The sequence below is a fragment of the Kocuria himachalensis genome (assembly GCF_054784195.1).
In genome coordinates this window covers 280,298-307,193 of sequence record NZ_BAAGPL010000015.1, presented here as the reverse complement: position 1 = coordinate 307,193, position 26,896 = coordinate 280,298, and the positions used below count along the sequence as shown (strand labels likewise).

Genomic DNA, 26,896 nt, shown 5'->3' with positions numbered 1-26,896 from the left:
ATGAGGGGCTAGAACTGGGGACTCGGCGGGATGGTGGTGCAAGGGCTGGGGGCTCGGCGGGCCAGGGGAGGGGCCCGGGAGGTCGGGGGTTGGCGGGGGGAGCGCAGATGTGCGGACAGGAATTTCTCAGCGCCGGCTCAAGCTCGGGTGAGAGCATAGGGGCCATGGAGCAGAACCCGACGGAGCGATCCTCCTCGACCCCGAGCACGCGTCCCCTGGGCACCAGGCTGGACGGGATCAGGGACCTGGAGACCGCCGTCCGCGCCGTGACGGAGCACCCCGGACCCGTGGAGATCCCGGCGGGACCCGGCCAGCTGATCGGGCGCCACCTCGGCTCGGTGCCGCAGCGGCAGGTGGGGGAGGCGCTGCGCGGAGCGGGCGCCGACCCCCTGATGCTCCGGGCGGACATCTCGATCGACGAGGACATCCCGGACGAGGGCGTCATCGCGGTCCTCGACGACCACCTCTCCCTGGCCGCGGGCGTGGGCGCGGAGTACCTCGTGGTGCCCCGGGCCGGGGTGGGCGGACGGGGCCGCAGCGAGGACCGGATCTTCTCGATGCTCGCCGCCCTCGACGAGGCCGCCTCGGCCCACCGGGTGCACCTGCTGCTGGAGACGGAGGGCGCCACCGCGGACGAGGTGGAGCTGGTCCAGTACCTGGAGCGCGCCCGGGAGGCGGGGACCCTGGACGTGGAGCCGCAGTTCGTGGCGTCCGTGGCCTGGAACGTGGCCGCGTCCTCCGAGGCGGGGGAGGGGTCGGCCGCCGCGTTCGAGCGGATGCGGCCCCTGCTGGACCGCGCGCCGCTGATCATCTCCGGGGTGGACGAGGACTCGGTCGAGGACCTGTTCGCCGCCGTCCCGGAGCTGCGGGAGGCCGCCGCCACGGCCCGGATCATCGTGATCCTGGGGCGCCCGGGAGCGGCCGGGGCCTGACGCCCGAGTGGTAGGGTGACTGCCTGTGCACAGCGTGCACCACTGCCGTTCCACGGCGGTGCTCCGCCTTGGTGTAATCGGCAGCACCCCGGCCTTTGGAGCCGTGGAGTCTAGGTTCGAGTCCTAGAGGCGGAACGTCCGCATCCCGCCAGAAAGCCCGGAAGCTCGAACGTCCCAGAGCCGAAGAGCGCACAAGCTAGTGAGACGGAACAGAGCCGGAGCCGGTGAGCCCACCGGCTCCTCTCTCAGATCGACGACCGAGGAGCTGCATCCCGCTGTGAGCACCCCCCAGACCCCTGCGAACCGTCCGGGGGCGGCCGTCGGGCCCGCCGCCGTCATCGTCCTGGCCGCCGGCAAGGGCACGCGCATGAAGTCCAAGACCCCCAAGATCCTGCACCGGATCGGGGGTCGTTCCATGGTCGGGCACTGCCTGGTGGCCGCCCGGAGCCTGCACCCGCGGCGGCTGGCGGCCGTGGTGCGCTTCGAGCGGGACCTGGTGGCCCCGCACGTCCTCGAGCAGGACCCCGAGGCGCTGATCGTCGACCAGGACGAGGTCCCCGGCACGGGCCGGGCCGTCCAGTCGGCCGTGGAGGCGCTCGACGCCCAGGAGCGGCTGGCCGGCACCGTGGTGGTCACCTACGGCGACGTCCCCCTGCTGACCCCGGAGGTCCTCCAGAAGCTGGTCGCCCACCACGAGGAGCGCGGCAACGCGGTGACCGTGCTGACCGCGGACCACGAGCAGCCCGGCGGCTACGGCCGGATCCTGCGGGACGCCGACGGCTCGTTCCGTGAGATCAAGGAGGCCAAGGACGCCACCGAGGCCGAGCTCGCGGTCGCCGAGATCAACTCCGGCATCTTCGCCTTCGACGCCGACGTGCTGCGCGACAGCCTCGCGAAGGTCACCTCGGACAACGCGCAGGGCGAGATGTACCTGACCGACGTCCCGCTGCTGGCCCGCGAGGCCGGCCACGCGGTGGACGCGCTGAAAATCGAGGACCGCTGGGAGGTCGAGGGCGCCAACGACCGCGTGCAGCTCGCCCAGCTCGGCGCCCACCTCAACCGCCGGATTCTCGAGGCGCACATGCGCAACGGCGTGACGATCGTGGACCCGGCCAGCACCTGGATCGACGTGCAGGTCCGGATCGCCGCGGACGCCACGATCCTGCCGGGCACCCAGCTGCACGGGGGCACCCGGGTGGGCGAGGACGCCGTCGTCGGCCCGGACACCACCCTCACGGACGTGGAGGTCGGCCCGGGCGCGCACGTGGTGCGCACGCACGGCTCCGGCTCCGTGATCGGACCCCGCGCGAGCGTGGGCCCGTTCGCCTACCTGCGCCCCGGCACGGTGCTCGGGGAGCAGGGCAAGATCGGGACCTTCGTGGAGACGAAGAACTCCCGGATCGGCACCGGCTCGAAGGTCCCGCACCTGTCCTACGTGGGGGACGCCACGATCGGCGAGCACTCCAACATCGGGGCCGCCTCCGTCTTCGTCAACTACGACGGCGTGCGCAAGCACCGCACCGTGATCGGCGACCACGTCCGGATGGGCTCCGACAACATGTACGTGGCGCCCGTGCAGGTCGGCGACGGCGCCTACTCCGGCGCGGGCACCACGATCCGCAAGGACGTGCCTCCCGGGGCCCTGGCCCTGACCGAGGGGGCGCAGCGGGTCGTCGAGAACTGGGTCGTGGAGCACCGTCCCGGCACCGCCGCAGCCGAGGCCGCGGCGCGTGCCCTGGGCAACGGCGCCGCGACCGCGTCCGGGACCGGCGCGTCCGGGACCACCGAGCACTCCAGCGCAGGAACCGGCGCCGGCACCACGGCGCACGGCACGGCCGGGGACACCACTGAGGAAAGCGAGTAGCAATGACCACTGCCATCACCAACGAGGGCGCCAAGCAGCTGGTCCTGGTCTCGGGACGGGCCCACCCCGAGCTCGCCGAGCGCATCGCCACGGAGCTGGGCACGGAGCTGATCCCCACGGACGCCTACGACTTCGCCAACGGCGAGACGTACGTGCGGTTCGGGGAGTCGGTGCGCGGCACGGACGCCTTCCTCATCCAGTCCCACCCGGCCCCGATCAACCAGTGGATCATGGAGCAGCTGCTCATGATCGACTCCCTCAAGCGGGCCTCCGCGAAGTCGATCACCGTGGTGTCCCCGTTCTACCCCTACGCCCGGCAGGACAAGAAGCACCGCGGCCGCGAGCCCATCTCGGCCCGCCTCATCTCGGACCTGTACAAGACCGCCGGCGCGGACCGGCTGATGTCCGTGGACCTGCACACCGCGCAGATCCAGGGCTTCTTCGACGGCCCGGTGGACCACCTGATGGCCATCCCGCTGCTGGCGGAGCACGTGCGCTCCGTCGTCGACGTCGAGAACGTCACGGTGGTGTCCCCGGACACCGGGCGCGTGCGCGTGGCGGAGCAGTGGACCGAGCTGCTGGGCGGCTGCCCGCTCGCCTTCGTGCACAAGACCCGCGACATCACCCGGCCGAACCAGGCCACCTCCAAGGAGGTCGTGGGTCAGATCGAGGGCCGCACCTGCGTGCTGATCGACGACATGATCGACACGGGCGGGACGATCTCCGGCGCCGTGCAGGTGCTGCGCGAGAAGGGCGCCAAGGACGTCATCATCGCCGCGACCCACGCCGTGTTCTCCGACCCCGCCGTGGAGCGGCTGTCCTCCTGCGGCGCCATCGAAGTGGTCGTCACGGACACCCTCCCGGTGCCGGCCGAGCACCAGTTCGAGAACCTCACGGTCCTCTCGATCGCGCCGCTCATCGCCCGCGCCATCCAGGAGGTCTTCGAGGACGGCTCCGTGACCAGCCTGTTCGACGGCAGGTCCTGACCTGGCCCGGAAAACGGTCGACGACGACGCAGCCCCTCACCGCGCGGTGGGGGGCTGCTCGACGCGGAGCTCCCGGCGCCTGCGGTCCCTGGGGCTGCTCGGCGCCGCAGGACTCGCCCTCACCGGGTGCGGGGCCCAGCAGGAGCCGTGGTTCGGCGGCTACGTCAACACCACGTCCTACCCGTACTTCGACTTCGGGACGGAGGCCGCGGGGCAGTCCCGCACGGTGCTGGGCTTCGTGGTGGCCGACCCCGAGGACCCCTGCACGCCCTCGTGGGGCGGCTACTACGGGCTCGACGAGGCCCAGGAGACCCTGCGGATGGAGCAGCAGATCGCCGGGCTGCGCGAAGCCGGCGGTGACGTGGTGGTCTCCTTCGGCGGTGCGGCCGGCGACGAGCTGGCCACCGCCTGCACCGACCGGGACCGGCTGCTCGCGGCGTACCGGACGGTGCTTGACCGCTACGACCTGCGCACCGTGGACTTCGACATCGAGCTGGACGACCTCGAGGACCAGGAGGCCAACCAGCGGCGGGCCGAGGTGCTGGTGCGCCTGCAGGAGGAGCGCGACGAGCCCCTGGAGGTGTGGGCGACGCTGCCGGTGGCCCCGCACGGACTGGACCAGGATCCGGTGGAGGTCGTGGCCCAGCTGCTCGCGGCCGAGGTGGATCTCGCCGGGGTCAACCTCATGACCATGAACTACAGCGAGAGCAAGCCCGCGGGGCAGTCCATGGCGGCGGCCTCGGAGGAGGCGGCCCGGTCCGCGCACGGCCAGCTCACGGCGCTGTGGGGCGCGGCGGGCCAGGACCTCTCCGCGGAGGAGGTGTGGCACCGCATGGGCCTGACCCCGATGATCGGGGTGAACGACGTCCCCGGGGAGGTCCTCGAGCCGGACGCGGCCGCCGAACTGGGCGAGTTCGCCCGGGAGCAGGGCGTGGGGCGGCTCTCCCACTGGTCGCTGAACCGCGACCGGCCGTGCACGGCCGAGGACGGGGACCCGGCCGAGGCCAACGACTTCTGCAGCGGCCTCGAGGTGGAGGCCGGGGAGTTCACCCGGGTCCTTCACCAGGGTTTCGAGGGCTGAGCGCCGCCGGCGGTGCCGTCTCCCGCACGGAGCGCGGATAGAGCCAGGATCCGGCTGGGAGGCCGCTGCCCGTGGCCCCCTGTCCGGAGACGGAGCCCGAAGCGGAAGCGGGGGCGGGCCGCACCGGCCACAGCCGCGGACGCCGTCCCGCGGCGAGGTCCTCCATCCAGCCCACGGCGAGCACGACCGCGGCGAGCAGCGGCCAGACCAGCACGAAGGACAGCCACGGGCTCTCCAGCAGCCCGGGCACGGCCGTGGCCAGGACGTCGCTGCTCCACAGCACGTCGACGAGGAGGACGGTGCCGACCAGCAGGAGGTTGTGCCACAGGTAGACGGTCATCGCCCGGGAGTTCAGCAGGGTCACGGCTCCGTCCAGGAAGCGCAGCGGCCGGGGCAGCTCCCGCCAGGCCGGGGAGATGCGCAGCAGCACGGCACTGAAACCGAACGACCACAGGGCCTGGGCGAACGGGATCTCGTTGAGGTCCCAGTCCGCCTCGCCCTGGTGCCCGGAGGCCCACCCCAGGCCCAGGACCATCACCGCGGGCCCGGCCACGAGTACCACCCTGCGGGGGATGCGGCGCAGCATCCCGCTCTGGTGTGCGAAGCCCAGGATCCAGCAGGAGCCGTAGGTGGTGAAGTCCGTCACCGGGGCGTCGGCCCAGGAGGGCAGCGGCACCACTCCGAGGGCGAGCAGGCCGCTCAGAACGAGGGGGGCCAGCAGCACCGGCCACGGACGCGCCCGGAACGCCCGCAGCAGGACGGGGGAGAGGATCATGAACCAGAAGTAGGCCCGGACGTACCAGAGGATCTCCCCGGCCTGCACCGCCCAGCTCGGATCCACCGTTCCTGATCCGACGCCCTCCGGGAAGACCGGGTCCCCGACCGGGAGGAACCAGAGGAGCACCTGCCCCCAGGACCCGTCGTCCCCGGGGGACCAGCCCTGCGCCACGAGCAGTGCCAGGACCGTGGCGGCGTAAACCCACAGCGGCACCAGCACCCGGCGGGCGCGGGACCGGAGCACCGTGCCCGCCGGCCGGCGCAGGGACCGGGCCATCAGGACCCCGGCCAGGGCGAACATCACGCCCATGGCGGGGAACACGAGGCTGAAGACCGCGCCCGCGAACGTGTGGTACGCGACGACGCGGACCAGCGCGATCGACCGCAGCAGGTCGAGGTACCGGTCCCGGCCGGGCTCAGACCCGCTCACCGCGCCGGCCCTCCTGCCACGGGGCCGCGGGGCCGCCGGCATCCGCCGCGGGGGTCAGGTCGATGACGCTGTTGGTGCGCTCGGGCTTGTACCAGCCGATCATCCGGCCTCTCAGCGCCTGGAGCAGCGAGGCGTAGAGCAGCCAGGCGCGCAGGGGCTCGTAGATGATCCGGTACACGGGCACGACCAGCAGGTGGCTCCAGGACTCGCCGACCATGCGGATCGCGATCACGCAGATCACGGTGTGGATGGCCAGCACGAAGGCGGCGAAGGCGGCGATGGGGGCCCAGTTGCCGGCGGCGAGGTTGAGCACGGCCATGAGCACGGTCAGGGGCAGGAAGACCAGCGGGACGAGGGTGGCGAGCAGGGTGTAGGGCAGGGCCACCATCCCGAGGAAGCCGTAGCGCGGCCGGAACAGCATCCCGGCGTGCTTCCACATGGCCTGGAGGTTGCCGTAGGTCCAGCGCAGCCGCTGCTTGGCCAGACCGCGCACGGTCATGGGGGCCTCGGTCCAGGCCACGGCCCGGTTCTCCTGGACCACGGCCCAGCCCAGCTTCTGCAGGGTCATGGTGAGGTCGGCGTCCTCGGCGAGGGTGTCGTGGGAGTAGCCGCCGGCGGCCTGGAGGGCGTCCTTGCGCCAAGCCGCGCACGCCCCGGGGACGATGGAGATCGCCCCGGCCACGCCCTCGCCCATGCGGGTGACGCAGATCCCGGAGATGTACTCCAGGGACTGCCACATGGTCAGCAGCCCGCGGCGGTTGCCGACCTTCACGTGCCCGGCCACGGCGCCGACCGGGCGCTTCGTGTCCTGGGCGGTGAAGTGGCGGGCGAACATGCGGATGGTCTGGGGCTCGAAGAGGGTGTCGCCGTCGAGGGTGACGACGATCTGCCCGCGGGCTGCCATGATCCCGTGGTTGGAGGCGATGGACTTCCCGCCGTTGGGCTGGGTGAGCACCCGCAGGGCGGGCCACTGGGCGGCGTAGTGGCGCAGGATGGTCAGGGTGGCGTCGGTGGAGCCGTCGTCGACGGCGATGACCTCGAGGTTCGGGTAGTCGCTCGCGCGCAGGGCGGCGAGGGTGCGGGCGATGACGGGTTCTTCGTTGAAGACGGGCAGGATCACCGAGACCAGGGGCAGGTCCTCCTCGGGGATCTGCGGCCAGATCCGGCGGGTCTGGCGGCGGTGGCCGATCAGGGCCAGCACCACGTAGAGGGCGGACATGAGGGTCAGGGAGCCGATGCCGAACCAGAACAGCCACGTCATCACCACGTCCGGGGCCACGGTGAGCCCGGCCACGGCCAGGGCGGTGGCGTCGTCGGCCAGCACGGGCTCGGTGTCCGCGACCGGCAGGTAGTCCTCGGGGAGGACCGGGGCGAGGGTGGAGAAGGTGTAGCCCTGGGACTTGGCCTCGGTGATCAGCTCCTTCAGCGCGGTCACGGTGGCGGTGCGGTCCCCGCCGCCGTCGTGCATCAGCACGATGTGGCCCTCGCCGTCGAGCGCGGGCAGCTCCACGGTCTCCCCCGGCGCGGCCTCCCAGTCGTGGGTGTCGTAGTCGAAGTCCACGTGCAGGTACCCCAGCTGCTGGGCCTCGAGGATGGGCAGGGCCTTGTTGTCGGGGTCGCCCGTGGGCAGGCGGAACAGCCGGGTCGCGTAGCTGCCCACCGAGCGCATGGCACGGTCGGTGCCGATGAGCTCCTCCCGGTTGCGCAGGTCGTCGTCCCAGGCCGTGGTGTGGGTCATGGTGTGGTTGCCCACCATGTGCCCCTCCCGGACGATCCGGCGGAAGAGATCGGGCTGACCCACGACGTTGGTGCCGACGTTGAAGAACGTGGCTGGTACGCCCTCGGCCGAGAGCACGTCGAGGATCTCACCGGTGTAGGTGGCGTCGGGTCCGTCGTCGAAGGTCAGCATGAGCTGCCCGTCCGGCAGCTGCCCGAACCGCTCCATCGCGTAGGGGCTGTCCCCGACGAGCTCCTGCTCCTGTTCGGTCAGCGCCCGGAAGACCTCGTCGCTGAACGGGCTGCGCAGCACGGTCCCGGTGTCCGTCCGCTCGACGAGACCGATCCGGCTGAAGGGGTTGGCCGCGTCCCCGAGCAGCGGGATGTTCTCCTGGTCGCCGGTGGCGATCAGCTCCCGCGGGTAGCCGCTCTGCTGGTGGAGCGGCCGCTCCCAGGGCTGGGCGAGCGCCTGCGGGACGATCCAGGTGACGGCTCCTGCCACGATGGCCAGGAGCACCACGAGGGTCGCGAGGATGCGGTACCAGCGCTTGCCGCTGGGGTCGAAGAACACCGGCGGCGCCACCGTGCTGCCGGAGCGATCGGCTCGTCGACGGTGCGGAGAGTCGTGATGGTCCTGCCTGTGGCGCACAGCATGCTCGTTCCCCCGGACGGCGATCCGCCACGTCGACGGATCGGCCGGCTCGTCCCCCCCGGACGGACCGACGTGGTCAGCGTGCCAGGCGGGGACCGCCCTGTCACAAGCGCAAACATGTGCGGACGCACACCTTTTTCATCGGACAGCATGCATGTGGGAAAGCAAACCCCCGTCGGTGTCGAGCATGGTCGTACCGCTCGGTACTTAATGTTGGGGAATGGCCCCGAAGAGGGGGACAACTGCGGGCAGATCTGTCCCCCTATGTGCGGACGCAAAAAGTGACGGAGCGCGGATGTGGAGGCCGGGGCGACCGCCCGGAACGGTCCTCGATGTGAGACAGACCACGTTCTGACCTGTTGTTCCGTCCCCGCGACCCTCGTGCGGGGGACATGCGAGCGTGCGCCCGCCCGTGGCCGCCGATCGGGGGACAGGGGGACAAGGCTGTGGGCAGCAGAACGCCCGGCCGGGCAGTCCGGCCGGGCGTTCTGGAGGCGGCGAGAAGGTCAGCGGGTGACCCAGGTCCGCTTCGTGATCGAGGACCAGTGCACGGTGTAGCCGTTCGAGAACCGCTGGCGCACCTCGGAGCCGTACCGGTACTCGTCGGTGCTCGGGTAGCCGTAGCCGCGCTCGTAGCCGGCGGCCTTCCACCGCTGGCCGACCGCGCTGTTCTCCTTCACGGTCTTCGCCCCGGTGCGGGGGCTCCAGAGCACCTTGTGCACGTTGGCGCCGCTGCGGAACACCTGGTAGGCGCCGCCGCCGGGAAGTCCGCCGCGCTCCTGACCGCTGGGGTAGCCGTAGCCGCGCTCGTACCCGGCGGCGGCGTACTTCTGGCCGATGGCGCTGTTGAGGCGCACGGGCCAGGCGCCGGTGGGGGCGCTCCAGTAGAAGGTGGCGCTCTTGGCGAAGCTCTGCAGGGCGCCGCCGCCCACCAGGCCGCCGCGCTCGTTCATGGTGGGGGCGCCGAACACGGCGGCTCCGCCCAGGGCGCGGTACTGGTTGCCGATCCCGCCGCGCACCTGGTACCCGGCGGAGGTGATCGGGGCGGTGGGGGGCTTGGGCGCCGGGACCGTGCCCACCGTGGTGCGGGCGTCCGCGGGGGCCTGGCCGGCGGCGTAGCCGTAGGAGCCCACGGTGCCCACGAGCTTCCAGCCCTGCTTGTTCCGGGCCAGCTGCCCGTCCACGTAGGTCAGGCCGATGCCGACGACGTCCATGTCGGGGTCGGTGAGCACCTTGTTGTGCGCCTTGGAGCCCTTCCACCAGGTCATGAGCTCGGTGACGGTGCCCTGCCAGGACACGGAGTGGATCTCGCCGACGGCGTCCCAGTTCCCGGCGCGCTTGTCCTTCCAGAAGTCGTCCGTGTGGTCGATGACCTCCTCGCGGACCAGCCGGCTGGACTGCTCCTGGCTGATCTGGGAGAGCGTGGCCGAGTACTTCACCGGGGCGAGGCCCTTGGCCTTGCGGTGGGCGTTGATCAGGTCCAGCAGCCGCTGGGTGTCGGCCGAGCGGGTGCTCGAGGAGACGCTGACGATGTCCGAGCTCGCCGCGGTGGCCGGGGCCGCCGCGAGGATCCCGGTGGCGGGGACCGCGAGGGCGAGGGTCGCCGCGGTCAGCGCCAGGCGGCCGGGGGTGCGGGTGCGCGCCGTGGCGCGGTGCTTGGCGTTGCTCATCGGGTGGCCCAGGTCCTCTTCGTGGTGGTCGAGTAGTGCACGGTGAAGTTCTTGGAGAACTTCTGGCGGACCTCGGTGCCGTAGCGGTACTCGCCGGTGGTCGGGTAGCCGTAGCCGCGCTCGGAGCCGGCGGCCTTCCACTCCCGGCCGATCGCGCTGTTCTCCTTCACGGCGTGGGCGCCGGAGGCGGAGCTCCAGAGGACCTTGTGGACGTCGTTGCCCTTGCGGAACAGCTGGTAGGAGCCGCCGTTGACCAGACCGCCGACCTCGGGGGTGGAGGGGTAGCCGTAGCCGCGCTCGTAGCCGGCGCGCTTCCACGCCCCGCCGATCCCGCTGGTCTCCCGGACGGGCTGGGCGCCGGTGGCCGAGCTCCACAGCACCTTGTTCACGGTGCCGCCGCTGCGGAAGATCTGGTACGCGCCGCCGCCGGTGAGCCCGGAGACCTCGCGGCCGGTGGGGTAGCCGAAGCCGTTCTCGTAGCGGTTCGCCGCGAACTTCCGGCCGATGGCGCCGTTGAAGTTCACGGGCCACGCCCCGGTGGGGGAGCTCCAGTAGAAGGTGTGGTTCTTGGAGAACCGCTGGTGGACGCCGCCGTTGACCAGTCCGCCGCGCTCGTTCATGGTCGGGGTGCCGAAGACCGAGGACCCGCCGAGCGCCCGGTACTGGTTGCCGATGCCGCCCGTGACCACGTATCCGGCGGGGGCCACCTGGGTGGGGGTCCCGGTCGGGGTGCCGGCCGGTGCCCGGCCGCCGATCGGCTTGTGGTAGCGGTTGCGGACCAGGTCCCGCAGCTGCGTCGCGCTGCCGCGGTAGACGTTGGCGTCGATCCGCTCGTTGAAGCCGGCGTCGGTGTACTGCCAGAAGTCGTAGGTGCTCCAGGCGCTGGGCACCCGGGGCGCCGTGGTCCCGTAGGAGGCGATGTGCATGGGGTGGTCGTTGAACGCGGCGGAGTTGCCGGTGCAGTCCTGCCACCAGTAGTAGTTCGTGTAGATGGCCGGCAGTCGCCCGGTGCGGGCCTTGTACCGGTTGGAGAAGTCGCGGATCCAGCCGACCATCTCGGCCTGGCTGAAGCCGTAGCACTGGTTGCCGTACAGGGAGGGGTACGGGTTGTTCTCGACGTCCAGCAGACCGGGCAGGGTCTTGCCGTCCGCGGACCAGCCGCCGCCGTTGTTGACGAAGTAGTCCGCCTGCTTCGCGCCGGAGGAGTCACGGGTGGGGATCGCGAAGTGGTAGCCGCCCCGGTACATGCCCACGGCTCCGGCGCCGGCGTACTGCTGCTGGAAGAGGTTGTTGCGGATGCTGTCGCCCTCGGAGGTCTTCACGTAGGCGAAGCGGGAGCCCTGGTTCCACAGGCTCGACCAGTTCAGGGACGGCTGCCAGTTGGAGACGTCCGTGCCCTTGATGCCGCTGGGGGCCCAGGAGGCGGCGGCACCGCGGGGGTCGGCCGACGCGACCCCCGCGACGGCCTCCTCCGCGGTGTCGGCGTCCGTGGCGCCGGGAGCAGCGCCGGTCCCCGCGTCGTCGTCGGTGACCCCGGAGAGTTCCTCCGCCGTGCGGGCGGAGGTCGCCGCCAGCTGCTCGAAGTGGTTCTCGGACTTCGCCCACTGGCCCATCACGGCGCCGCCGTGGGGGTCGCCGGCGGCCGGATGCGTGCCGGCGCGCGCCGGGTCGGGGAGGACCGCCTCGCCGGTGGCCGCGTCCACCAGGGTGGAGACGATCTCGCCGTCGGATTCCACGACCTTGGAGACCAGGCTGCCCTGGCGCTCCTCGGAGAGAGTGGTGGATCGGGGGGTGGCGGCCTCGTCCAGGGCCGCGACCGGGGTCAGTGTGGTGATGGCCAGCACCGCCGCCGTGAGGGCAGCGGGCAGCGTCAGTCGGGGGGATGCTTTCACGCTGGAACGCCTATCTCGCATGGATCGTTGGGGGAACGACTCGTGCAAGGCCATCGGGATGGGGGGAAGATCCTCAGAGCCACGTCGAGTATAAAGGCGCGTTTGCATAAATAATCAATAACGATGGGCCGTGTTACGCACCCGTACCTCTCTGCGCGTAGTGATTGGGTCCGGGTGTTTCGCTCCGAGTGTTTCGTTCCGAGGGACGACGACGGACCCTTTGCGCTTCCACTCCCGTCGGCGGCGCGATCCCGGTGGGCGGGATGGGCCCGGCCCGGGACCCGGTGCCGGATACGATGAACCGGACTCGACCCCCAGAGGAGAACCATGGCCCCCACGCGCATCCTGACGGTCTGCACGGGCAACGTGTGCCGCTCACCCATGGCGGCGGTCGAGCTCGACCACGGCCTCAACGAGATCTCGCCCGGCGGCTTCGAGGTGACGAGCGCCGGGATGCACGCGCTGGTGGACGAGGGCTTCGAGCAGCGGGTCGGCAGGCTGGCCCGGGACCGCGGCCTGGAGGCCGCCGCGGACCACCGGGCCCGGCAGGTCACCCCGGACGTGCTGCGGGACGTCGACCTGGTGCTCGTGATGGCCCGGGAGCACACCCAGCCGGTGCTCCAGCAGTCGCCGCGGCTGCTGAAAAAGGTCTTCACCCTGCGGGAGTTCGCCCGGATCCTGCTGTACCTCTCCACCGACCCGGAGCTCGACCGGGCGGTGCCGGCGGACCGCGCCGAGCGCTGGGCCTGGCTGGTCCAGCAGGCGCCGCGGCTGCGGCAGCGGGTGCCGGTGCGCCACCCCGAGCGCAACGACGTGATCGACCCCTACCGCCAGGAGGACGCGGTGCTCCAGCAGATGGCGGACGAGCTGTTCGAGGCCACGGACGCGATTCTCTCCTTCGAGCGCCGCTACGCGGAGCGCGTGCCCACGGCCCAGTAGTGCGCCGGGCCGCCGTCGGGCCCGCCACGACCTCCTCGGGGGTGGTGGATTCCGGCCCCGGGGACCTGCCTCTCGTGGTCGGCGGTCATCCGCTCGTCAGGCGGGCATCCTGCGCAGCGTGAGATAAGAGCCGATCGCGAGCAGCGTGCTCACCAGGACGGCCCACATCGTCAGGCCCAGGGAGCCGGTCTCGAGGATCCACGTCCCCACCTCCGGCCAGGCCTGCCGCAGGCTCACCAGGGCGATGAGCCCGACGACCACGAGGCCGATCGCGAGCATGACGATCACGAGCCTGGTCGTGCCGAACCGCTTGAAGACCGTCGCGAACCAGAAGCCGATGATGAAGAACAGCATCGTCGACACGAAGTACGTCAGGCCCGCCGCGAGCGGCCCCGCCGCCCACACCCATTCGAGGTAGGCGAAGTACCCGTTCATGCCGTACCCGTCGGTCGCCTGCTCGATCAGTCCGAGCAGCACGAAGATCAGCGACATCCCGAGGCCGCTCACTGCGGCGGCCGCCAGGGAGCCGACGTAGAACTCCCGGCGCGTCAGGCTCATCGCCTGCGAGAACGGGAACGTCAGCGTCATGGCCTGGACGCCGACGACGAGGAAGTACCACAGCGGCGCCTGCGAGCCCCCGCCGATCTTGACGTCGACGCCGCCGGCACTCTGGATGATCCAGTAGATGAGCAGAGTGAGCACCCAGGCGCCGCCGAGCACGAGCGCCGGCACCCAGACGAACGTCTGCGTGTTCACGAACTGCAGGCGCACCACGTTGAGCGTGCGATGGCGCACCGCGGCGGGGCGCGTGACGCTGCCGGCATCGAGGGCGGTCATCGGAGGGCTCCTTCCTGGGCGGCCGCGGTGAACGCGTCGCGGCCGGGGGCGCGCCGCTGCGTGCGGCGCACGATGAGCTGCTGCAGCGAGACGGGCGCGAGCTCGAGTCCTGCCGCGGCGAGTGCGGCGCGCTCGGTGTCGTCGAGGCGGCCGAGGAACGTGACGGACGAGACGCGGCCCAGGCTCTCGCGGTGGATGACCTCGCGGCCGCGCAACGCCTCCTCGACCGCGGCGGCGTCGCCGACGACGTTCGTGGCCTGTGCGCGGGCGTCGTCGGTGGACTCGTCCAGGATGATGCGGCCCTCGTCGATCACGAGCACCCGCTCGAGGAGGTTCGCGACCTCGTCGATGAGGTGGCTCGAGAGGAGGACCGTCCGCGGGTGCTCCGCGTAGTCCGCCAGCAGGCGGTCGTAGAAGCTCTGCCGCGCGACGGCGTCGAGGCCGAGGTACGGCTCGTCGAAGAAGGTGATCTCCGCGCGGGACGCGAGGCCGAGGATGACGCCGACGGCCGAGAGCTGCCCGCGGGAGAGCTTCTTGATCGTGCGCTTCAGCGGCAGCTGGAACTCGTCGACGAGCTCGTCGGCGAGCTCCTGGTCCCACCGCGGGAAGAACAGCCGCGCGGAGGTGAAGGCGTGACGCGGCGTGGCGTCGTCCGGGTACTTCTGGCTCTCGCGCACGAAGCACATGCGACTGAGGACCCGTGCGTTCTCGTAGGGGTTCTCGCCGAACACGCGCACCTCACCGCTCGTGGGGAGGTTCTGTGCCGTGAGGATCGACATCGCGGTCGTCTTGCCCGCGCCGTTGCGGCCCAGCAGGCCGTAGATGGTGTCCTTCTGGACGTCGAAGCTCACGTCGTCGAGAGCAACCTTGTCCTTGTAGCGTTTCGTCAGGTTCCGGACCTCGATCACGGGATTCATGGTGTCCTTCGATCTGGCGTGGCTGGTGAGGTCGTCCGCTCGGCACCGGCCCGGACGAGGTCGGCGACGTCGTCGGGTCCGAGTCCGATCTTGCGCGCCTCCGCCAGTAGCGGCTGCACGTAGCGGCGGGCGAAGGCGCTGCGGCGCTCCTCGAGCAGAAGGTCCCGGGCTCCGGGGGCGACGAACATCCCGATTCCCCGGCGCTTGTAGAGCACCTTCTTGTCGACCAGCATGTTCACGCCCTTCGCGGCGGTGGCCGGATTGATGCGGTAGAAGGCGGCGAGTTCGGTCGTGGACGGAGCTTGCGCCTCCTCGGCGAGGCTTCCGTCCACGATCGAGTCCTCGACCTGTTCGGCGATCTGCACGAACAGGGGCTTGCCTTCCTCGATCAACGCGGCCTCCGGGTTCTCTGGTTAGTTACTCCACCAGTACACCCCAGGAGTAAAGGTGCGTCAAGGGTGTCGCTGGATTCCCGTCCTGCGTCCGGCGCCCGCACCGGGCTGTCCGGCACGGGAACGTCCGGCACCGTTCGCACCGGCAGGGCGTGCAACCCGGGGGGCGCGGCCGGTGCGGGACGTGCGAGGGCAGCGAACGAGCACGTCACACGCCTGTTCGCGGCTTGACCGGCGAACCGGGCCAGTCCCTTAATGGAGCCCAGGTCGGCCACGCCGTCGAGGAGAATCCGTTCCCGGACCCGTGGGCGACGATCAGGCGGTGCACCGATCGTTCGCGAGGAGTTCCTGATGCCTGCTGACCGAGCCCTGCCGGAGGACTTCCACGCCCTGTACGACACGGGCGCCCGGACCGCCCGCGGCACCGCGCCGTCCGCCGCCCCGCCGCTCGCGTCGCCGGGCCTCCGCCGGTTGGACGCCCAGCTCGGCGACCTGGAGGTGGACTACGACCGGGCGACGGCACGGCCGAACCGGATCACGCGGCGGGCCCCGGCAGCCGGGCTCTCGGGGGAGGTGGGCGCGTCGCCGGAGGAGACCGTCCAGCGGTTCGTCACCGAGCACGGCGATCTGTGGCAGTTGTCGGAGGCAGACGCGCAGGGCGTCGAGGTCGTGACGGTGAGCGGACGGGGGCTGCGCACGGTGCAGCTCGTGCAGCGGGCCGACGGCACGGAGGTCTTCAGCTCCGAGGCGACCGCGGCGATCGGCCCGGACGGCGATGTGATCTCCGTGGCCGGCCAGTTCTTCCCCGGCGCCGCGGAAGCCCGCAGCACCCGCTCGGCCACCGCCACCAGTACCACTGCGGAGGAGGCGATCGCGGTGGCGGCGCGCGACCTGACCGGTGTCGAGTACGCCTCCACGTCCTTCACCGAGGCGAGCGCCGAAGCCGGCGACTCCGCCGGCGGCACCTACCGATTCTACCGCTCCACCGCGCCGGCCGGTGCGGGGCGGCCCGCGTTCGAACGGGCGGTGCGCGTGAAGGACGTGCTGTTCCCCCTGTGGGAGCAGCAGTTCACCCCCGGTTACTATCTCGAGCTCTGGATCGAGGGCTTCCCCTCCTTCAGCTACGTGATCGACGCGCTCGGGGAGCCGGAGGTGCTGTTCCGGAAGAACCTCCGGGCCGACGCCGCCTTCACCTACCGGGTGTTCAACACCGGCGACGCCCTGTTCCGCCCCGAGGACGGGCCGGCGCCCGGGTCCCCGCACCCGACCGGGCGCCCGGACGGCTTCCAGGCCGCGACCATCCCCGACCGGCTGGTCACGCTCGAGAGCCTTCTCCCGGCCGCTCCGTGGCTGCCCGAGGACGCCACGACCACCCGGGGCAACAACTGCATCGCCTACGCCGACCTCCGGGCCCCCGACGGGAACCAGCACGGCGACGTGGACGGCCGGATCACGGGGCCGCACACCTTCGACCACGCCTACGACCCCACCCGGCCCGCCGGCGACCCCACCAATCTGCAGGCCAGCCTCGTCGGCATGTTCTTCCACGTGAACTGGCTGCACGACCGCTGGTACGAGGCGGGTTTCGACGAGGCGGCCGGCAACGCCCAGCAGGTCAACCTCACGGGCTCCGGCCTCGGCGGGGACCCGATCCTGGCCGAGGGCAACGACTTCAGCGGCACCGACAACGCCAACATGCAGACCCCGGCCGACGGCGCCAGCCCGCGGATGCAGATGTACGAGTTCCGCGGCGTCGCCCCGCTCCCGTCACGCACCAGCAACTTCGACGCGCTGATCACCTACCACGAGCTGGGCCACTACATCACCAACCGTCTCGTCGGGAACGCCGCCGGGCTGGCCAACCAGCAGGGCAGGGCGATGGGCGAGGGCTGGGGCGACTTCTTCGCCATCACCATGACCTCCCAGGCCTCCGACGACTTCGGCACCGGCGCCTTCCCCGCCGGGGGATGGACCGACCTCACCTCCGGCTTCACGGACAACTACTACTTCTCCATCCGCCGCTTCCCCTACTCCGCGGACCTGGCCAAGAACCCGCTGACGTTCAAGCACATCAGCAACGGGGTGGTGCTGCCGGCCGGGGCGCCGCGCCATCCGCACGGGGGTGGGCCGAACAGCGAGGTGCACAACGCCGGCGAGGTCTGGTGCGCCGCCCTGTGGGAAGTGTTCGTCAACCTCGTCGCCGCGCACGGCCACGTGGAGGCCGAGCGCCGCGTGCTCGAGTACGTGGTGGGCGGGCTCAAGCTCACACCCAGCATGCCGACCTTCACGCTGGCGCGCGACGGCATCATCACCGCCGTCTCCGCCCTGAACCCCGGGGACCTCGACGCGGTGTGGCGCGGTTTCGCCAAGCGCGGCCTGGGCACCGGTGCCGTGTCCCCGCCCAGCACCTCCACGTCGCTCGCGGGCGTGGTCGAGAGCTTCAACACGCCGTAGGAGGCGCACCATGACGGCCCTCCGCTTCGACGTGGGGAAGACCCCGGGGAACGACGACGTGCCCCGCGCCGCGGCGCCGGACGCACTGCGGACACTGACCACCGCGGCCGCGGACGCCGGCGCCGCCTGGACGCGGCTCGACGACACGCTCCTGGTGACCGGGGCGCCGGCCCAGCTGGAGCGGGCGCGCGCCGGCCGCGTTCCCGCGGAGCGGATCGAGGTCCCGGCCGCCCGCCTGCACCTGGTGATCCAGAACGGCCGGCAGTTCCAGCAAGGGCATCCCGAGGTCCCGGTCCTGGTCGACCGGGGCCGCTACCTCGTCGTCGACCTCGACCCGGCCGAGGCCGGTCAGCTCGTCGAGCCGTCCGAGCGGCACCTGCCGTGCTTCGGCGTCCGCCCCCTGCCGGCCGACACCGTGGTGTTCGAGCAGCGGCCACCCGCACCCGCACGGGCGCGGGCCGTGGCCGAGCCACGCGTGGCCGCCGTGTCCCGCGACGCCTTCGTGGCGGACCTGCGCACGCTTGCCGGGTTCCGGACACGGCACTCGACGAGCACGGAGTTCGGCACAGCCCTCGACTGGGCCGACCGCGTGCTGAGCGCCCTGGGCTGCGTGACCCGGATCCAAGCGGTGGCTCTCCCTGGAGGCAGCACGCAGAACCTCATCGCCGAGCGGCCAGGCCTCGGCGGCGACGGCCGCGCGGTGCTCGTCACGGCGCACCTCGACTCCATCAACGTCCGGGACGGCGCCGACGCACCGGCACCGGGCGCGGACGACAACGGGTCCGGTGCCGCCGGGGTGCTCGCCGTCGCCCGGGCTCTGCATGACCACCCGGGCGCTCGCGACCTGCGCCTGATCCTGTTCGGGGGCGAGGAGCAGGGGTTGTTCGGCAGCCGCCACTACGTCGCGGAGCTGGCTCCGGCGGAACGGGACCGCATCCACGCGGTGCTCAACATGGACATGATCGCGAGCCGGAACACGCCCTCGCCCACGGTGCTGCTCGAAGGGGCCGCCGTGTCCCAGGCCGTGCTGGAGGAACTGGCCGCCGCGGCGCAGGTCCACACGGGCCTGACCGTGCAGACCAGTCTGATGCCCTTCAACAGTGACCACGTCCCCTTTCTCGACCACGGCATTCCCGCCGTGCTCACGATCGAGGGAGCCGACGGCGCCAACGACCGCATCCACACCGCCGGCGACACCCTGGAGCACCTCGACCACGACCTCGCCCTCGAGATCCTGCGGATGAACGTCGCCTACCTCGAACAGGCCCTCGGGCGGGCATGAGCCGGGGCCGGCGCCGCACGCCTGCCTGATTCCCACCACCGGTGCCCTCCCCGAGGGCGTGCGCACGGCCCTGAACCGGGACGCCACCGTCTCGCGACTCGGGCCCACCCCCGGGGTGCACCCGGCAGTCGTCGGGCGGAATGGGCCGGTAGCGTAGGGGCCATGACAGTGGAAACTGAGACGCCGGAGGAGGAAGCCCGGGTCCGCGCCCTGCACGCGCTGCACATCCTGGACACGCCGCGGGAGGAGCGCTACGACCGAGTGGTGCGCATCGCCCGCGAGGTGTTCGGGGTGAAGGCCGCCGCGGTGAACCTCATCGACACCGATCGCCAGTTCACGAAGGCCGAGACCGGTCTGGACGGGCTGATCCACGCCACGCGCACCGACTCGTTGTGCGCCCGCACCGTGGAGGCCGACGAGATGCTGGTCGTGCCGGACGCAGTGACCGACGAGCGGTTCACCGGCAGCTCCTTCATCACCGCACCGGACCCGGTGCGGTTCTACGCAGGGCACCCGTTGCACGCCCCCGGCGGGGAGACCGTGGGGTCGCTGTGTCTGGTCGACGACCACCCGAGGGAACTGGACGAGCGGGAGCGGCGCCTGCTGGGCGAGATGGCCGGGTGGGTCGAGCGCGAGCTGGCCGCAGCCGAGGAGATGGACCGGGCCGAGCAGGTGCAGCAGATGCTGATGCCCCGCACCGGCCTCACGACCCCCACGATCGAGGCTGCCGGACGGTGCCTGCCGGCGAGATCGCTGGGCGGGGACTTCTACGACTGGATGGTCCAGGGCGAGCAGGTGCAGGTCATGGTGGCCGATGTGATGGGCAAGGGGATCCCGGCCGCCCTGCTGGCCGCCTCCGCCCGAGCGGTGCTGCGCGGCACGTTCCAGTACAACGCCGCGCCCGAGGCGATGGCACGCGCGGCCGGGGCGTTGACCCCGCTGCTGGAGAATGCCGGGGCGTTCATCACCACGTTCATCGCCCGGCTGCACACCTGCAGCGGTGACCTCGAGTACATCGACGCCGGCCACGGCCTGGCGCTCATCCTGTGCCCCGACGGGACCTGGCGTCAGCTGGTCTCCTCCGGACCGCCGCTGGGTGTGATGCCGGACTGGACCTGGGACCTCCACACGGACACTCTGCAGCCGCGGGAGACGCTGCTGGTGGTCTCCGACGGGTTCCTGGACTTCTTCGCCGACCTCGAGGAGGCCGTCGCCACCGCCGCGGCGCTGAACACCCTGGCCACGACCGCCGAGGAGCTCGTGGCGCTGTGCATCGACTACGCCGACTCCTCGGCGGCCCAGGACGACACGACGGTGCTGGCCCTGCGCCGTACCGCCTGATCCGGGTCTGCGCTCCTGACGCCGGCGGTGTCCAGCCGGCGCCGACGAGGTGCCGCCGAGGCCGGTGCCGTCTTCGGGATGCTCCTACGGCTGGTCCCGGTGGTACTCCCTGCGCAATTCCCACATGTTGGTATCGCCGTGGCGTTCGAACACCACCGTGCTCACCAGAGCCTGGATCAGTGCCATGCCGCGGCCGGACTCCTCCAGTTCCGTCACGGCATGGGCGGCCTCGGGATCCAGGACGGCGGGAGCGGCACCGATCTCGTAGATCTTCGCCTGCAGCCGCTGCGGTGCGGCGGTCACGTCCACCTCGAGTTCCAGGGGCGCTTCGGTCGCGGGCACGGCATGCTCCACCACATTCGTCGCGGCTTCGACCACCGCCAGGGTGAACGCCATCCGGTCGGCCTCCGGGACGAAGTCCGCCTCGTCCCACAGACTGTCGAGGTCGTCGTGCACCGCCTCGACGGTCTCGGCCCACGCCGGCCCCCGGCGGGACCGGTGCGCAGTGGCCTCAGGCATCGGGAAAGGCCTCCTGCACGGAGCCGTAGGGGGTGAGCACGCGGTCCATGCCGGTCAGCTTCAGCACCATGCGCACCTGGTCGTTCACCTGGGCGATGCGCAGGTCGCCGCCGGCCTGGCGGGTGAGCTTGAGGCAGCCGATCAGGGCGCCGAGACCGGAGGAGTCCACGAACTCCACCCCCGCCATGTCGAGGACGACGTGGTGGTGGCCGGCGGCGACCACCTCGGCCACGACCTCTCGCAGCTTCGGTGCTCTCACCATGTTCAACCGGCCGGTGCCGGCGATCACGGTGTAGCCGGGAGCGTGCTCAACAGTGAACTCCAACGGTCGTCCTTTCCTCCGGGAGTGTCCCCGGGCGTGATGTCCGGCGCAGAGCGCCGGGGTGTCGGCCACCCACGATCCTTGCATCACAGTACCGAGCAGTCGATCGCCTCCGGGGGAACACCGGTGGCATGTCGACCTCGGGCGCCGTCACCTCAGCGGGGAATGATCCGGAACAGGAAGCGCGTCTTCACCATCACCCAGAGCAGACCGAGGACGACCACGTAGGCGCCGGTGTTGAGCCACAGGTTCCCCTGCTGCAGGACGGGGACGTTGGCGGCGAGCAGGATCAGGAACACGTGGAGGATGAAGACGTAGAGGGTGGCCTGGCCCAGCGGGATCAGGAACCAGCCGAGTGCTCGCTCCAGCGGTCGCCAGTAGGCGCTGAGCAGCGCGTAGGCGGTGACGACGAGCAGCAGCACGTTGACCAGCCGCCCCACGCCCAGATAGGTCCGTTCGAAGAAGCCGTCGTAGACGGTGTGGAACGTGCTCTCCGGAAGCAGGGCCAGCCGGACGTCGTAGGCGTTGGTGAAGTACGGGCTTGACCAGGAGAAGGCGGCGAACGCGACGGTCAGGAGCACGCAGGTGATCAGCAGCGCCCGTCGTGGTGGCGCCGAGAACCAGGTGACGATCCGGCGCCGGTAGTAGCCGGCGACCATGCCCAGGACGAACAGCACCTGCCACACCAGCAGCGGGAACGAGTCCTCGAACTGGGAGGGCAGCAGCCGGAAGCGGGTGGTCGTGCCCACGGCGTAGAGACCCAGGCTGACGATCAGCACCAGCCACGCCCTGCCGCGTGCCAGGGCCGCCAGGACCAGAGGACTCAGGGCCAGCAGGATCACGTAGAGGCCCATGACGTTGAACTGCCACGGACCGACCTGCAGCAGGAACACCGAGGGGATCAGGTGGGCGGGGACGGGGAACGCGAAGAACCCCTCCATGCCGGCGTAGAGATCGTAGGTGCTCCCGGCGCCGCCTGCGCCGGTGCCGCCGGTGCCCTGGTCGGTGAAGGTGGTGACGGCGGTGGCGTCGAGGAAGGGCAGGCGGCTGAGCAGGAAGACGAGCAGCACGACGGCGAGGGCGGTGACGTAGAGCTTCCAGGCACGTCTGCTCGTGCGGTCCACCACGTCCCCGAGTCCTTCCTTGGCCCGGGGGCCGTACGCCATGCCCAGCACCGCGCCCGAGAGCAGCACGAACAGCTCCGCGCCGGAGACGACGCCGATGGTCTCCTGGGTCAGCAGCTGGAACAGCGAGGTCAGACCGACATGGTTGACGACGACGAAGACGATGGCCACCCCGCGCAGCATGTCGATGCGCGCGTCCCGCGAGGAGTCGCTCGCATAGGCCCAGCGTCGGACGGGTCCTCGCCGGAGCGGGACCAGGCAGAGGACCAGGGCCAGAGCCAGGGCGGCCACCGCCACGGTCCAGGCCGTGGCACCGTCCAGCGCCGTGCCCGTGGCGGACGGGGCTGCTCCCTGCAGGACGGACTGCTCGACCACCGGCCCGCTCACCACCCCGGAACGGTCCACGTCCTCGGCGAAGGCGTCCGCCAGCCCGGTGCCGGCCGTGACGCGCCAGTCGACGGTCAGGGCGCCGTCCTCGCGCTGGTCCACCGTCTCGTTCCACACCACGGCACCGATCCGGTCGTACTCCCCGGCGGAGGCGGTGGCGAGCACCTGCTCCCACCAGGCACTCTTGACCTCGAGCTCGGAAGGGCCTTCGGCGCCGGGGCTGAAGAACGCCCCGGTCTCGACCATCAGGGGCTTGCCGCGGCCGGAGGCGTAGGCGGCGTAGAAGTCCTCGGAGGCCGGTGGTCCGGTCGTCGAGGCCGGACCGATCAGGGCGGCGAACTCCCCGGACCCGGGAACAGCGTTGGGCACGGAGGCCCCGTCGGACTCGTCGTGGTAGGCGGTGAGTCCCACCCAGTCCACGACGTCGTCCCCGGGGTAGTACGGGCTGTAGGCATCGTCGTCGACGTCCCACACCCCGTCCCCGGTGGTGTCCAGGGCACCCAGGGCGCCGCCCTCCGGGCCGGTCGTGGACGGCGCCCGGAAGGGGTAGTCCTCGGCCGCGGTGGGGGACCAGACCAGTACCGGGTCCTCGAGCTCGGCGTCGAGGGCGGCGGCCACGGTGCGGAAGGCCTCGGTGTAGGCCACCGGCTGCTGTCCCCACGGGACCCAGGAGGCGTTCATCTGCGGGGCGAAGCGGATGAACACGGTGCCGTCGTACCCCTCGGCGACGTCGGCCACCTGGGCGGCCAGGACCGCGGCCCGCGCGTCGTCCACCCGGGCCAGGGGCACCTCGGGCCGGATGGTGAGCAGGGCGTGGGCCCCCTGGGCCGAGACCTGCCCGAAGTAGTCCCGGAGGTAGCCCTGCTCCTGCTCGCTCATCGGCAGCGGGACCGGCCGGCCGTAGATCGCCGCGGGCGCGCCGAGGCGTTCGGCGTGGCCGGCGGCGGTGTCCGTGGCCCAGTCCAGCATCGCCCCCAGGTACGGGCCCTTGTCCGGGGCAGCCGCCGGCTGCGGGTTCCCGGTGGCCCGCGCGGGGCCGGCATGGACCAGACCGAGCACGGTCATCAGCAGGACCAGCAGCAGGACCAGCAGCAGGGGCGCGGCCACGGCCGAAACCCAGGACCGGTGAACGGTGGAACTCATGGTGCCCCCAACCATCGTCGCAACGGGATGTGAACGATCTGTCCGAGGCCCCGTCGGACCACCACAGAGGACGCCCTTCGGCCCATGCCTGAAGCAACCACGGAAAAGATACTGTTCAGCAACCGTGGCCGTGTCTGCCACTAGGCTGGGTGCCCGTGGGCGGGTGAGCCCTCGCCGCAGGACACCGACAGGGAGATGATGTGCACCGTTTCTGGATCCGCCTGCTGGTCGTGCTGACCGTCGTTCTCGGAGTGAACTACGTGGGCTGGCGGTGGATGGAGTCGCTGAACTGGTCGGCGTGGTGGATCGCGGTGCCGCTGGTGCTGGCCGAGACCTACAGCCTGATCGACGTGATGCTGTTCGGCCTGACGATGTGGCGGCTCAAGGAGCGCACGCCCCCGCCCGCTCCGACGGGTCTGACCGTGGACGTCTTCATCACCACGTACAACGAGCCGCTGGACATGGTCATGGACACCGCCCTCGCCGCCCAGCGCATCCGGTATCCGCACGCCACGTGGATCCTCGACGACGGGGCGCGCGAGGAGCTGCAGGAGCTGGCCGAGGCGCACGGCATCGGCTACCTCACCCGCAGCGCGGAGTGGAAGGACCGGCCCCGCCACGCGAAGGCGGGCAACCTCAACAACGCCCTGATGCTCACCCAGGGCGAGTTCATGCTCATCCTCGACGCCGACCAGGTTCCGGAGCCGGAGATCCTGGACCGGACCCTCGGCTACTTCAACAACCGCAAGGTCGCCCTGGTCCAGACCCCTCAGTACTTCGTCAACGTCCCCGAGGACGATCCGCTGGGCAGCCAGGCGCCCCTGTTCTACGGTCCGCTGCAGCAGGGCAAGGACGGCTGGAACGCCGCCTTCTTCTGCGGCTCCAACGCGATCCTGCGCCGCGAGGCGCTGATGCAGCTGGGTCTGGTGGGCTACGTGGAGGAGGTCGAGCGCAACATCCGCAATGCGCTCAGGGGGTCCGGCTCGGCGGTGCGGAAGGCGCGCCGGTCCGCGCAGGCGGCTGACCCGGTGGTCTCCCGGCTGCTGGACGAGGTGGAGCAGGCCACCCGGAAGGCCCAGACGGATCTGAAGGCCGGGCGGTCCTTCAGCGAGATCACCTACGAAGTGCGCCGCGCGGTCGACGACGCCGTCCAAGAGCTCGTCGCCGCGGACGTCTCCGCGCTGCAGGCCGACCTGGCGGAGATCTCCGCGATGGGCCTGGACAGCGGCCACGGGCACCTGTCCCCGGAGGAGGTCGAGGAGGCGGTCGCGCAGCTCTCCGCCCGGGAGTGGTCCCCGCTCGGGGCGCTGGAGTCCGTGCAGGCGGTGCTCGACGCCATCTCCGTGGAACGCGGCGACGAGGCGCAGCCGGTCATGCCGTTGGCGACGATCTCGGTGACCGAGGACATGGCGACTGCGATGCGGATGCACGCCCTGGGCTGGCGCAGCGTGTACCACCACGAAATCCTGGCGCTGGGCCTGGCGCCGGAGGACCTCAAAACCATGCTCACCCAGCGGCTGCGCTGGGCGCAGGGCACCATCCAGGTGCTGCTGCGGGAGAACCCGCTGTCCAAGCGGGGCCTGAAGTGGACCCAGCGCCTGATGTACTTCGCCACCATGTGGAGCTACCTGTCGGGCTTCGCCGCGGTGGTCTACATCGCGGCGCCGATCATCTACCTGCTGTTCGGCGTCCTGCCCGTCGCCAGTCTCAGCGCGGACTTCTTCGTCCGGTTCATCCCCTTCATGATCGTCAACCAGGTGCTGTTCGCGGTGGCCGGGCGGGGGGCCAAGACCTGGCGGGGGCAGCAGTACAGCCTGGCCCTGTTCCCCACCTGGATCAAGGCGTGCACCACTGCCGCGCGCAACGTATGGTTCGGCCGCCCGCTCGGCTTCGCCGTCACCCCGAAGGTGAAGGAGGGGGACAGCCGCGACTGGCACCTCATCCGGCCCCAGCTGGTCGCCATGGGCCTCCTCGCCGCGGCGGCCGTCGTCGGCTCCGTGCGTCTGGCGGTGGGGTTGAGCGAGCCGGTCGGCACCCTCGTCAACGTGGCGTGGGTGGTCTTCGACCTCGTGGTGCTGAGCGTGCTGATCAAGGCGGTGCGCTACGAAGGATTCGCGCCGGAGGAGGAACCCGCACGCACCGAGGCGCACTGACATCGCCTCTCGCTCCGTGAACCGGGCAGGGTCTCATCGACAGGCTCTGCCACGAGTCAGGCAGGCACGACCATGGACATCCACCACCCGAACCGTCGCTCCGTGCTCACCGCCGCAGGGGTGGCGGCCCTGGTGACCGCCTGCGCGGAAAGGACCACCATCGAGACGTTCCCTCCCCATCACCGCGTGCACCCGCTGGAGCACGGGGTCTTCCTGCCCCACGGGCCCCAGGACGGACCGGCCTTCACCACCATGATCGGTGCTGCACCACAGTGGATGCTGCTCTTCCGGGACTGGACCCACGAGTCCCCACCGGTGGGCGCCCTCGAGGCCGTGCGGGCACAGGGGGCCACCCCCGTGCTCACCTGGGAGCCCTGGTACGCCCCGCCCATGGACACGGCGCCCGCGGACGCCTCGCACCAGCCGGCCTTCGCGCTGGCCCGGATGGCGGCCGGGGACCACGATCACCGCATCGGCACCTGGGCGGAGGCGCTGGCCTCGTGGGGCCACGACGTCGTCCTGCGGTTCGCCCACGAGATGAACGGCCACTGGTACCCGTGGGGGGCAGGCGTCCTGGGCAACACCGCCGATCAGTACGTCCGCGCCTGGCACCACGTCCACGACACGTTCGCCGCGGCCGGGGCCGCCAATGTCCGCTGGTGCTGGGCCCCCAACATCCCGGCCTCCGGACCAAGCACGGACGGTGCACGGCTTGCCGACTTCTTCCCCGGGGACGACGTGGTCGACGTCCTGGGCATCGACGGCTACAACTGGGGGTTCCCGAACCCTCCGCTGTCCTGGACCACGCCCGCGGAGCTCTTCGATCCCGGCCTGGCGGAGCTCCGCGGCCTGGGCACCCGGTTGCCGATCGTGGTGACGGAGACGGCGTCAGCCGAAGGGCACGGCCCCGGGCACTCCAAGGCCGAGTGGATCTCCCAGCTCTTCGACTACCTGGACCGACAGGGAGACGTGCGTGGCGTCCTCTGGTTCCACGAGCGCAAGGAGCGCGACTGGCGGGTCGACTCTTCTCCGGCCGCCGAGACCGCGTATCGCCGCGCCGTGGCGAAACTGCGCTGACCCGCGCGG

General features: G+C 71.2%; 20 protein-coding genes and 1 tRNA gene. 11 read left to right on the top strand and 10 right to left on the bottom strand.

Annotation, left to right across the window (positions count from 1 at the left end; translation table 11 throughout):
* The first annotated feature begins 164 nt into the window (after nucleotides 1-164).
* From ACYVM4_RS10575 to ACYVM4_RS10555, 5 genes are all read left to right on the top strand, one after another.
* The gene (locus ACYVM4_RS10575) at nucleotides 165-932 is read left to right on the top strand and encodes a hypothetical protein (RefSeq protein WP_368821780.1); all 768 of its coding nucleotides are present in this window, start codon (nucleotides 165-167) and stop codon (nucleotides 930-932) included.
* Between the two features lie 62 nt (nucleotides 933-994).
* Nucleotides 995-1,067, top strand: a tRNA-Gln gene (locus tag ACYVM4_RS10570).
* Between the two features lie 232 nt (nucleotides 1,068-1,299).
* Nucleotides 1,300-2,796, top strand: coding sequence for a bifunctional UDP-N-acetylglucosamine diphosphorylase/glucosamine-1-phosphate N-acetyltransferase GlmU (gene glmU / locus ACYVM4_RS10565; protein ID WP_460668574.1), 1,497 nt, complete (start codon nucleotides 1,300-1,302; stop codon nucleotides 2,794-2,796).
* Nucleotides 2,797-2,798: 2 nt separating this feature from the next.
* Complete coding sequence (locus ACYVM4_RS10560) at nucleotides 2,799-3,782, top strand: ribose-phosphate diphosphokinase (RefSeq protein WP_368821782.1); 984 nt, start codon at nucleotides 2,799-2,801, stop codon at nucleotides 3,780-3,782.
* Between the two features lie 46 nt (nucleotides 3,783-3,828).
* Nucleotides 3,829-4,863, top strand: a complete 1,035-nt coding sequence (locus ACYVM4_RS10555) for a chitinase (protein ID WP_460668535.1) — start codon at nucleotides 3,829-3,831, stop codon at nucleotides 4,861-4,863.
* Here the strand turns inward: ACYVM4_RS10555 and ACYVM4_RS10550 are convergent.
* The 4 genes from ACYVM4_RS10550 to ACYVM4_RS10535 all read right to left on the bottom strand — a co-directional run bounded on the left by ACYVM4_RS10550 (nucleotide 4,829) and on the right by ACYVM4_RS10535 (nucleotide 12,000).
* The gene (locus ACYVM4_RS10550) at nucleotides 4,829-6,070 is read right to left on the bottom strand and encodes an acyltransferase family protein (RefSeq protein ID WP_460668534.1); all 1,242 of its coding nucleotides are present in this window, start codon (nucleotides 6,068-6,070) and stop codon (nucleotides 4,829-4,831) included. The genes ACYVM4_RS10555 and ACYVM4_RS10550 overlap by 35 nt on opposite strands.
* A complete protein-coding gene (locus ACYVM4_RS10545) occupies nucleotides 6,057-8,357 on the bottom strand; it encodes a bifunctional polysaccharide deacetylase/glycosyltransferase family 2 protein (RefSeq protein ID WP_460668533.1) in 2,301 nt (766 codons plus the stop codon). The genes ACYVM4_RS10550 and ACYVM4_RS10545 overlap by 14 nt, the downstream gene beginning before the upstream one ends.
* A 587-nt stretch (nucleotides 8,358-8,944) precedes the next feature.
* Nucleotides 8,945-10,108 carry a CAP domain-containing protein gene (locus ACYVM4_RS10540; protein WP_460668532.1) on the bottom strand — a complete coding sequence of 388 codons (1,164 nt, stop codon included), beginning with the start codon at nucleotides 10,106-10,108 and terminating at the stop codon, nucleotides 8,945-8,947.
* The gene (locus ACYVM4_RS10535; RefSeq protein ID WP_460668531.1) at nucleotides 10,105-12,000 is read right to left on the bottom strand and encodes a GH25 family lysozyme; all 1,896 of its coding nucleotides are present in this window, start codon (nucleotides 11,998-12,000) and stop codon (nucleotides 10,105-10,107) included. Before ACYVM4_RS10535 ends, ACYVM4_RS10540 begins: the two co-directional genes overlap by 4 nt.
* A gap of 327 nt (nucleotides 12,001-12,327) precedes the next feature.
* On the opposite strand from ACYVM4_RS10535, the gene ACYVM4_RS10530 reads away from it, so the two are divergent.
* A complete protein-coding gene (locus ACYVM4_RS10530; protein WP_460668530.1) occupies nucleotides 12,328-12,939 on the top strand; it encodes an arsenate reductase/protein-tyrosine-phosphatase family protein in 612 nt (203 codons plus the stop codon).
* Between the two features lie 96 nt (nucleotides 12,940-13,035).
* Here the strand turns inward: ACYVM4_RS10530 and ACYVM4_RS10525 are convergent, their stop codons facing one another.
* Genes ACYVM4_RS10525 through ACYVM4_RS10515 form a run of 3 tightly spaced genes read right to left on the bottom strand, consistent with a single transcriptional unit; the run spans nucleotide 13,036 to nucleotide 15,085 of the window.
* Nucleotides 13,036-13,776 carry a hypothetical protein gene (locus tag ACYVM4_RS10525; protein ID WP_460668529.1) on the bottom strand — a complete coding sequence of 247 codons (741 nt, stop codon included), beginning with the start codon at nucleotides 13,774-13,776 and terminating at the stop codon, nucleotides 13,036-13,038.
* The gene (locus ACYVM4_RS10520; RefSeq protein ID WP_460668528.1) at nucleotides 13,773-14,693 is read right to left on the bottom strand and encodes an ABC transporter ATP-binding protein; all 921 of its coding nucleotides are present in this window, start codon (nucleotides 14,691-14,693) and stop codon (nucleotides 13,773-13,775) included. The genes ACYVM4_RS10525 and ACYVM4_RS10520 overlap by 4 nt, the downstream gene beginning before the upstream one ends.
* Nucleotides 14,690-15,085, bottom strand: a complete 396-nt coding sequence (locus tag ACYVM4_RS10515) for a GntR family transcriptional regulator (RefSeq protein WP_460668527.1) — start codon at nucleotides 15,083-15,085, stop codon at nucleotides 14,690-14,692. The genes ACYVM4_RS10520 and ACYVM4_RS10515 overlap by 4 nt, the downstream gene beginning before the upstream one ends.
* Nucleotides 15,086-15,436: 351 nt before the next feature.
* Here ACYVM4_RS10515 and ACYVM4_RS10510 point away from each other — a divergent pair, with 351 nt between their 5' ends.
* The 3 genes from ACYVM4_RS10510 (at nucleotide 15,437) to ACYVM4_RS10500 (ending at nucleotide 20,162) form a co-directional block, all read left to right on the top strand.
* A complete protein-coding gene (locus ACYVM4_RS10510; RefSeq protein ID WP_460668526.1) occupies nucleotides 15,437-17,539 on the top strand; it encodes a M36 family metallopeptidase in 2,103 nt (700 codons plus the stop codon).
* A 10-nt stretch (nucleotides 17,540-17,549) separates the two neighbouring features.
* The gene (locus tag ACYVM4_RS10505) at nucleotides 17,550-18,821 is read left to right on the top strand and encodes a M28 family metallopeptidase (RefSeq protein WP_460668525.1); all 1,272 of its coding nucleotides are present in this window, start codon (nucleotides 17,550-17,552) and stop codon (nucleotides 18,819-18,821) included.
* A 162-nt stretch (nucleotides 18,822-18,983) separates the two neighbouring features.
* Nucleotides 18,984-20,162 carry a PP2C family protein-serine/threonine phosphatase gene (locus ACYVM4_RS10500; RefSeq protein WP_460668524.1) on the top strand — a complete coding sequence of 393 codons (1,179 nt, stop codon included), beginning with the start codon at nucleotides 18,984-18,986 and terminating at the stop codon, nucleotides 20,160-20,162.
* An 84-nt stretch (nucleotides 20,163-20,246) separates the two neighbouring features.
* On the opposite strand, the gene ACYVM4_RS10495 is transcribed toward ACYVM4_RS10500, so the two are convergent.
* The 3 genes from ACYVM4_RS10495 to opgC form a co-directional block, all read right to left on the bottom strand.
* Nucleotides 20,247-20,681: an ATP-binding protein gene (locus ACYVM4_RS10495; protein ID WP_460668523.1), complete on the bottom strand. Its 435-nt coding sequence runs from the start codon at nucleotides 20,679-20,681 to the stop codon at nucleotides 20,247-20,249.
* Nucleotides 20,674-21,006, bottom strand: coding sequence for an STAS domain-containing protein (locus tag ACYVM4_RS10490; RefSeq protein ID WP_460668522.1), 333 nt, complete (start codon nucleotides 21,004-21,006; stop codon nucleotides 20,674-20,676). The genes ACYVM4_RS10495 and ACYVM4_RS10490 overlap by 8 nt, the downstream gene beginning before the upstream one ends.
* A 152-nt stretch (nucleotides 21,007-21,158) precedes the next feature.
* Nucleotides 21,159-23,657, bottom strand: a complete 2,499-nt coding sequence (opgC, locus tag ACYVM4_RS10485; protein WP_460668521.1) for an OpgC domain-containing protein — start codon at nucleotides 23,655-23,657, stop codon at nucleotides 21,159-21,161.
* Nucleotides 23,658-23,857: 200 nt separating this feature from the next.
* Between opgC and ACYVM4_RS10480 the strand changes: the two genes are divergently transcribed.
* Both ACYVM4_RS10480 and ACYVM4_RS10475 read left to right on the top strand, forming a co-directional pair.
* On the top strand, nucleotides 23,858-25,810 hold the full coding sequence (locus ACYVM4_RS10480) for a glycosyltransferase (RefSeq protein ID WP_460668520.1): 1,953 nt from the start codon (nucleotides 23,858-23,860) through the stop codon (nucleotides 25,808-25,810).
* 72 nt (nucleotides 25,811-25,882) lie between these two features.
* Nucleotides 25,883-26,887 carry a glycoside hydrolase family 26 protein gene (locus ACYVM4_RS10475; protein ID WP_460668519.1) on the top strand — a complete coding sequence of 335 codons (1,005 nt, stop codon included), beginning with the start codon at nucleotides 25,883-25,885 and terminating at the stop codon, nucleotides 26,885-26,887.
* Nucleotides 26,888-26,896 lie beyond the last annotated feature (9 nt).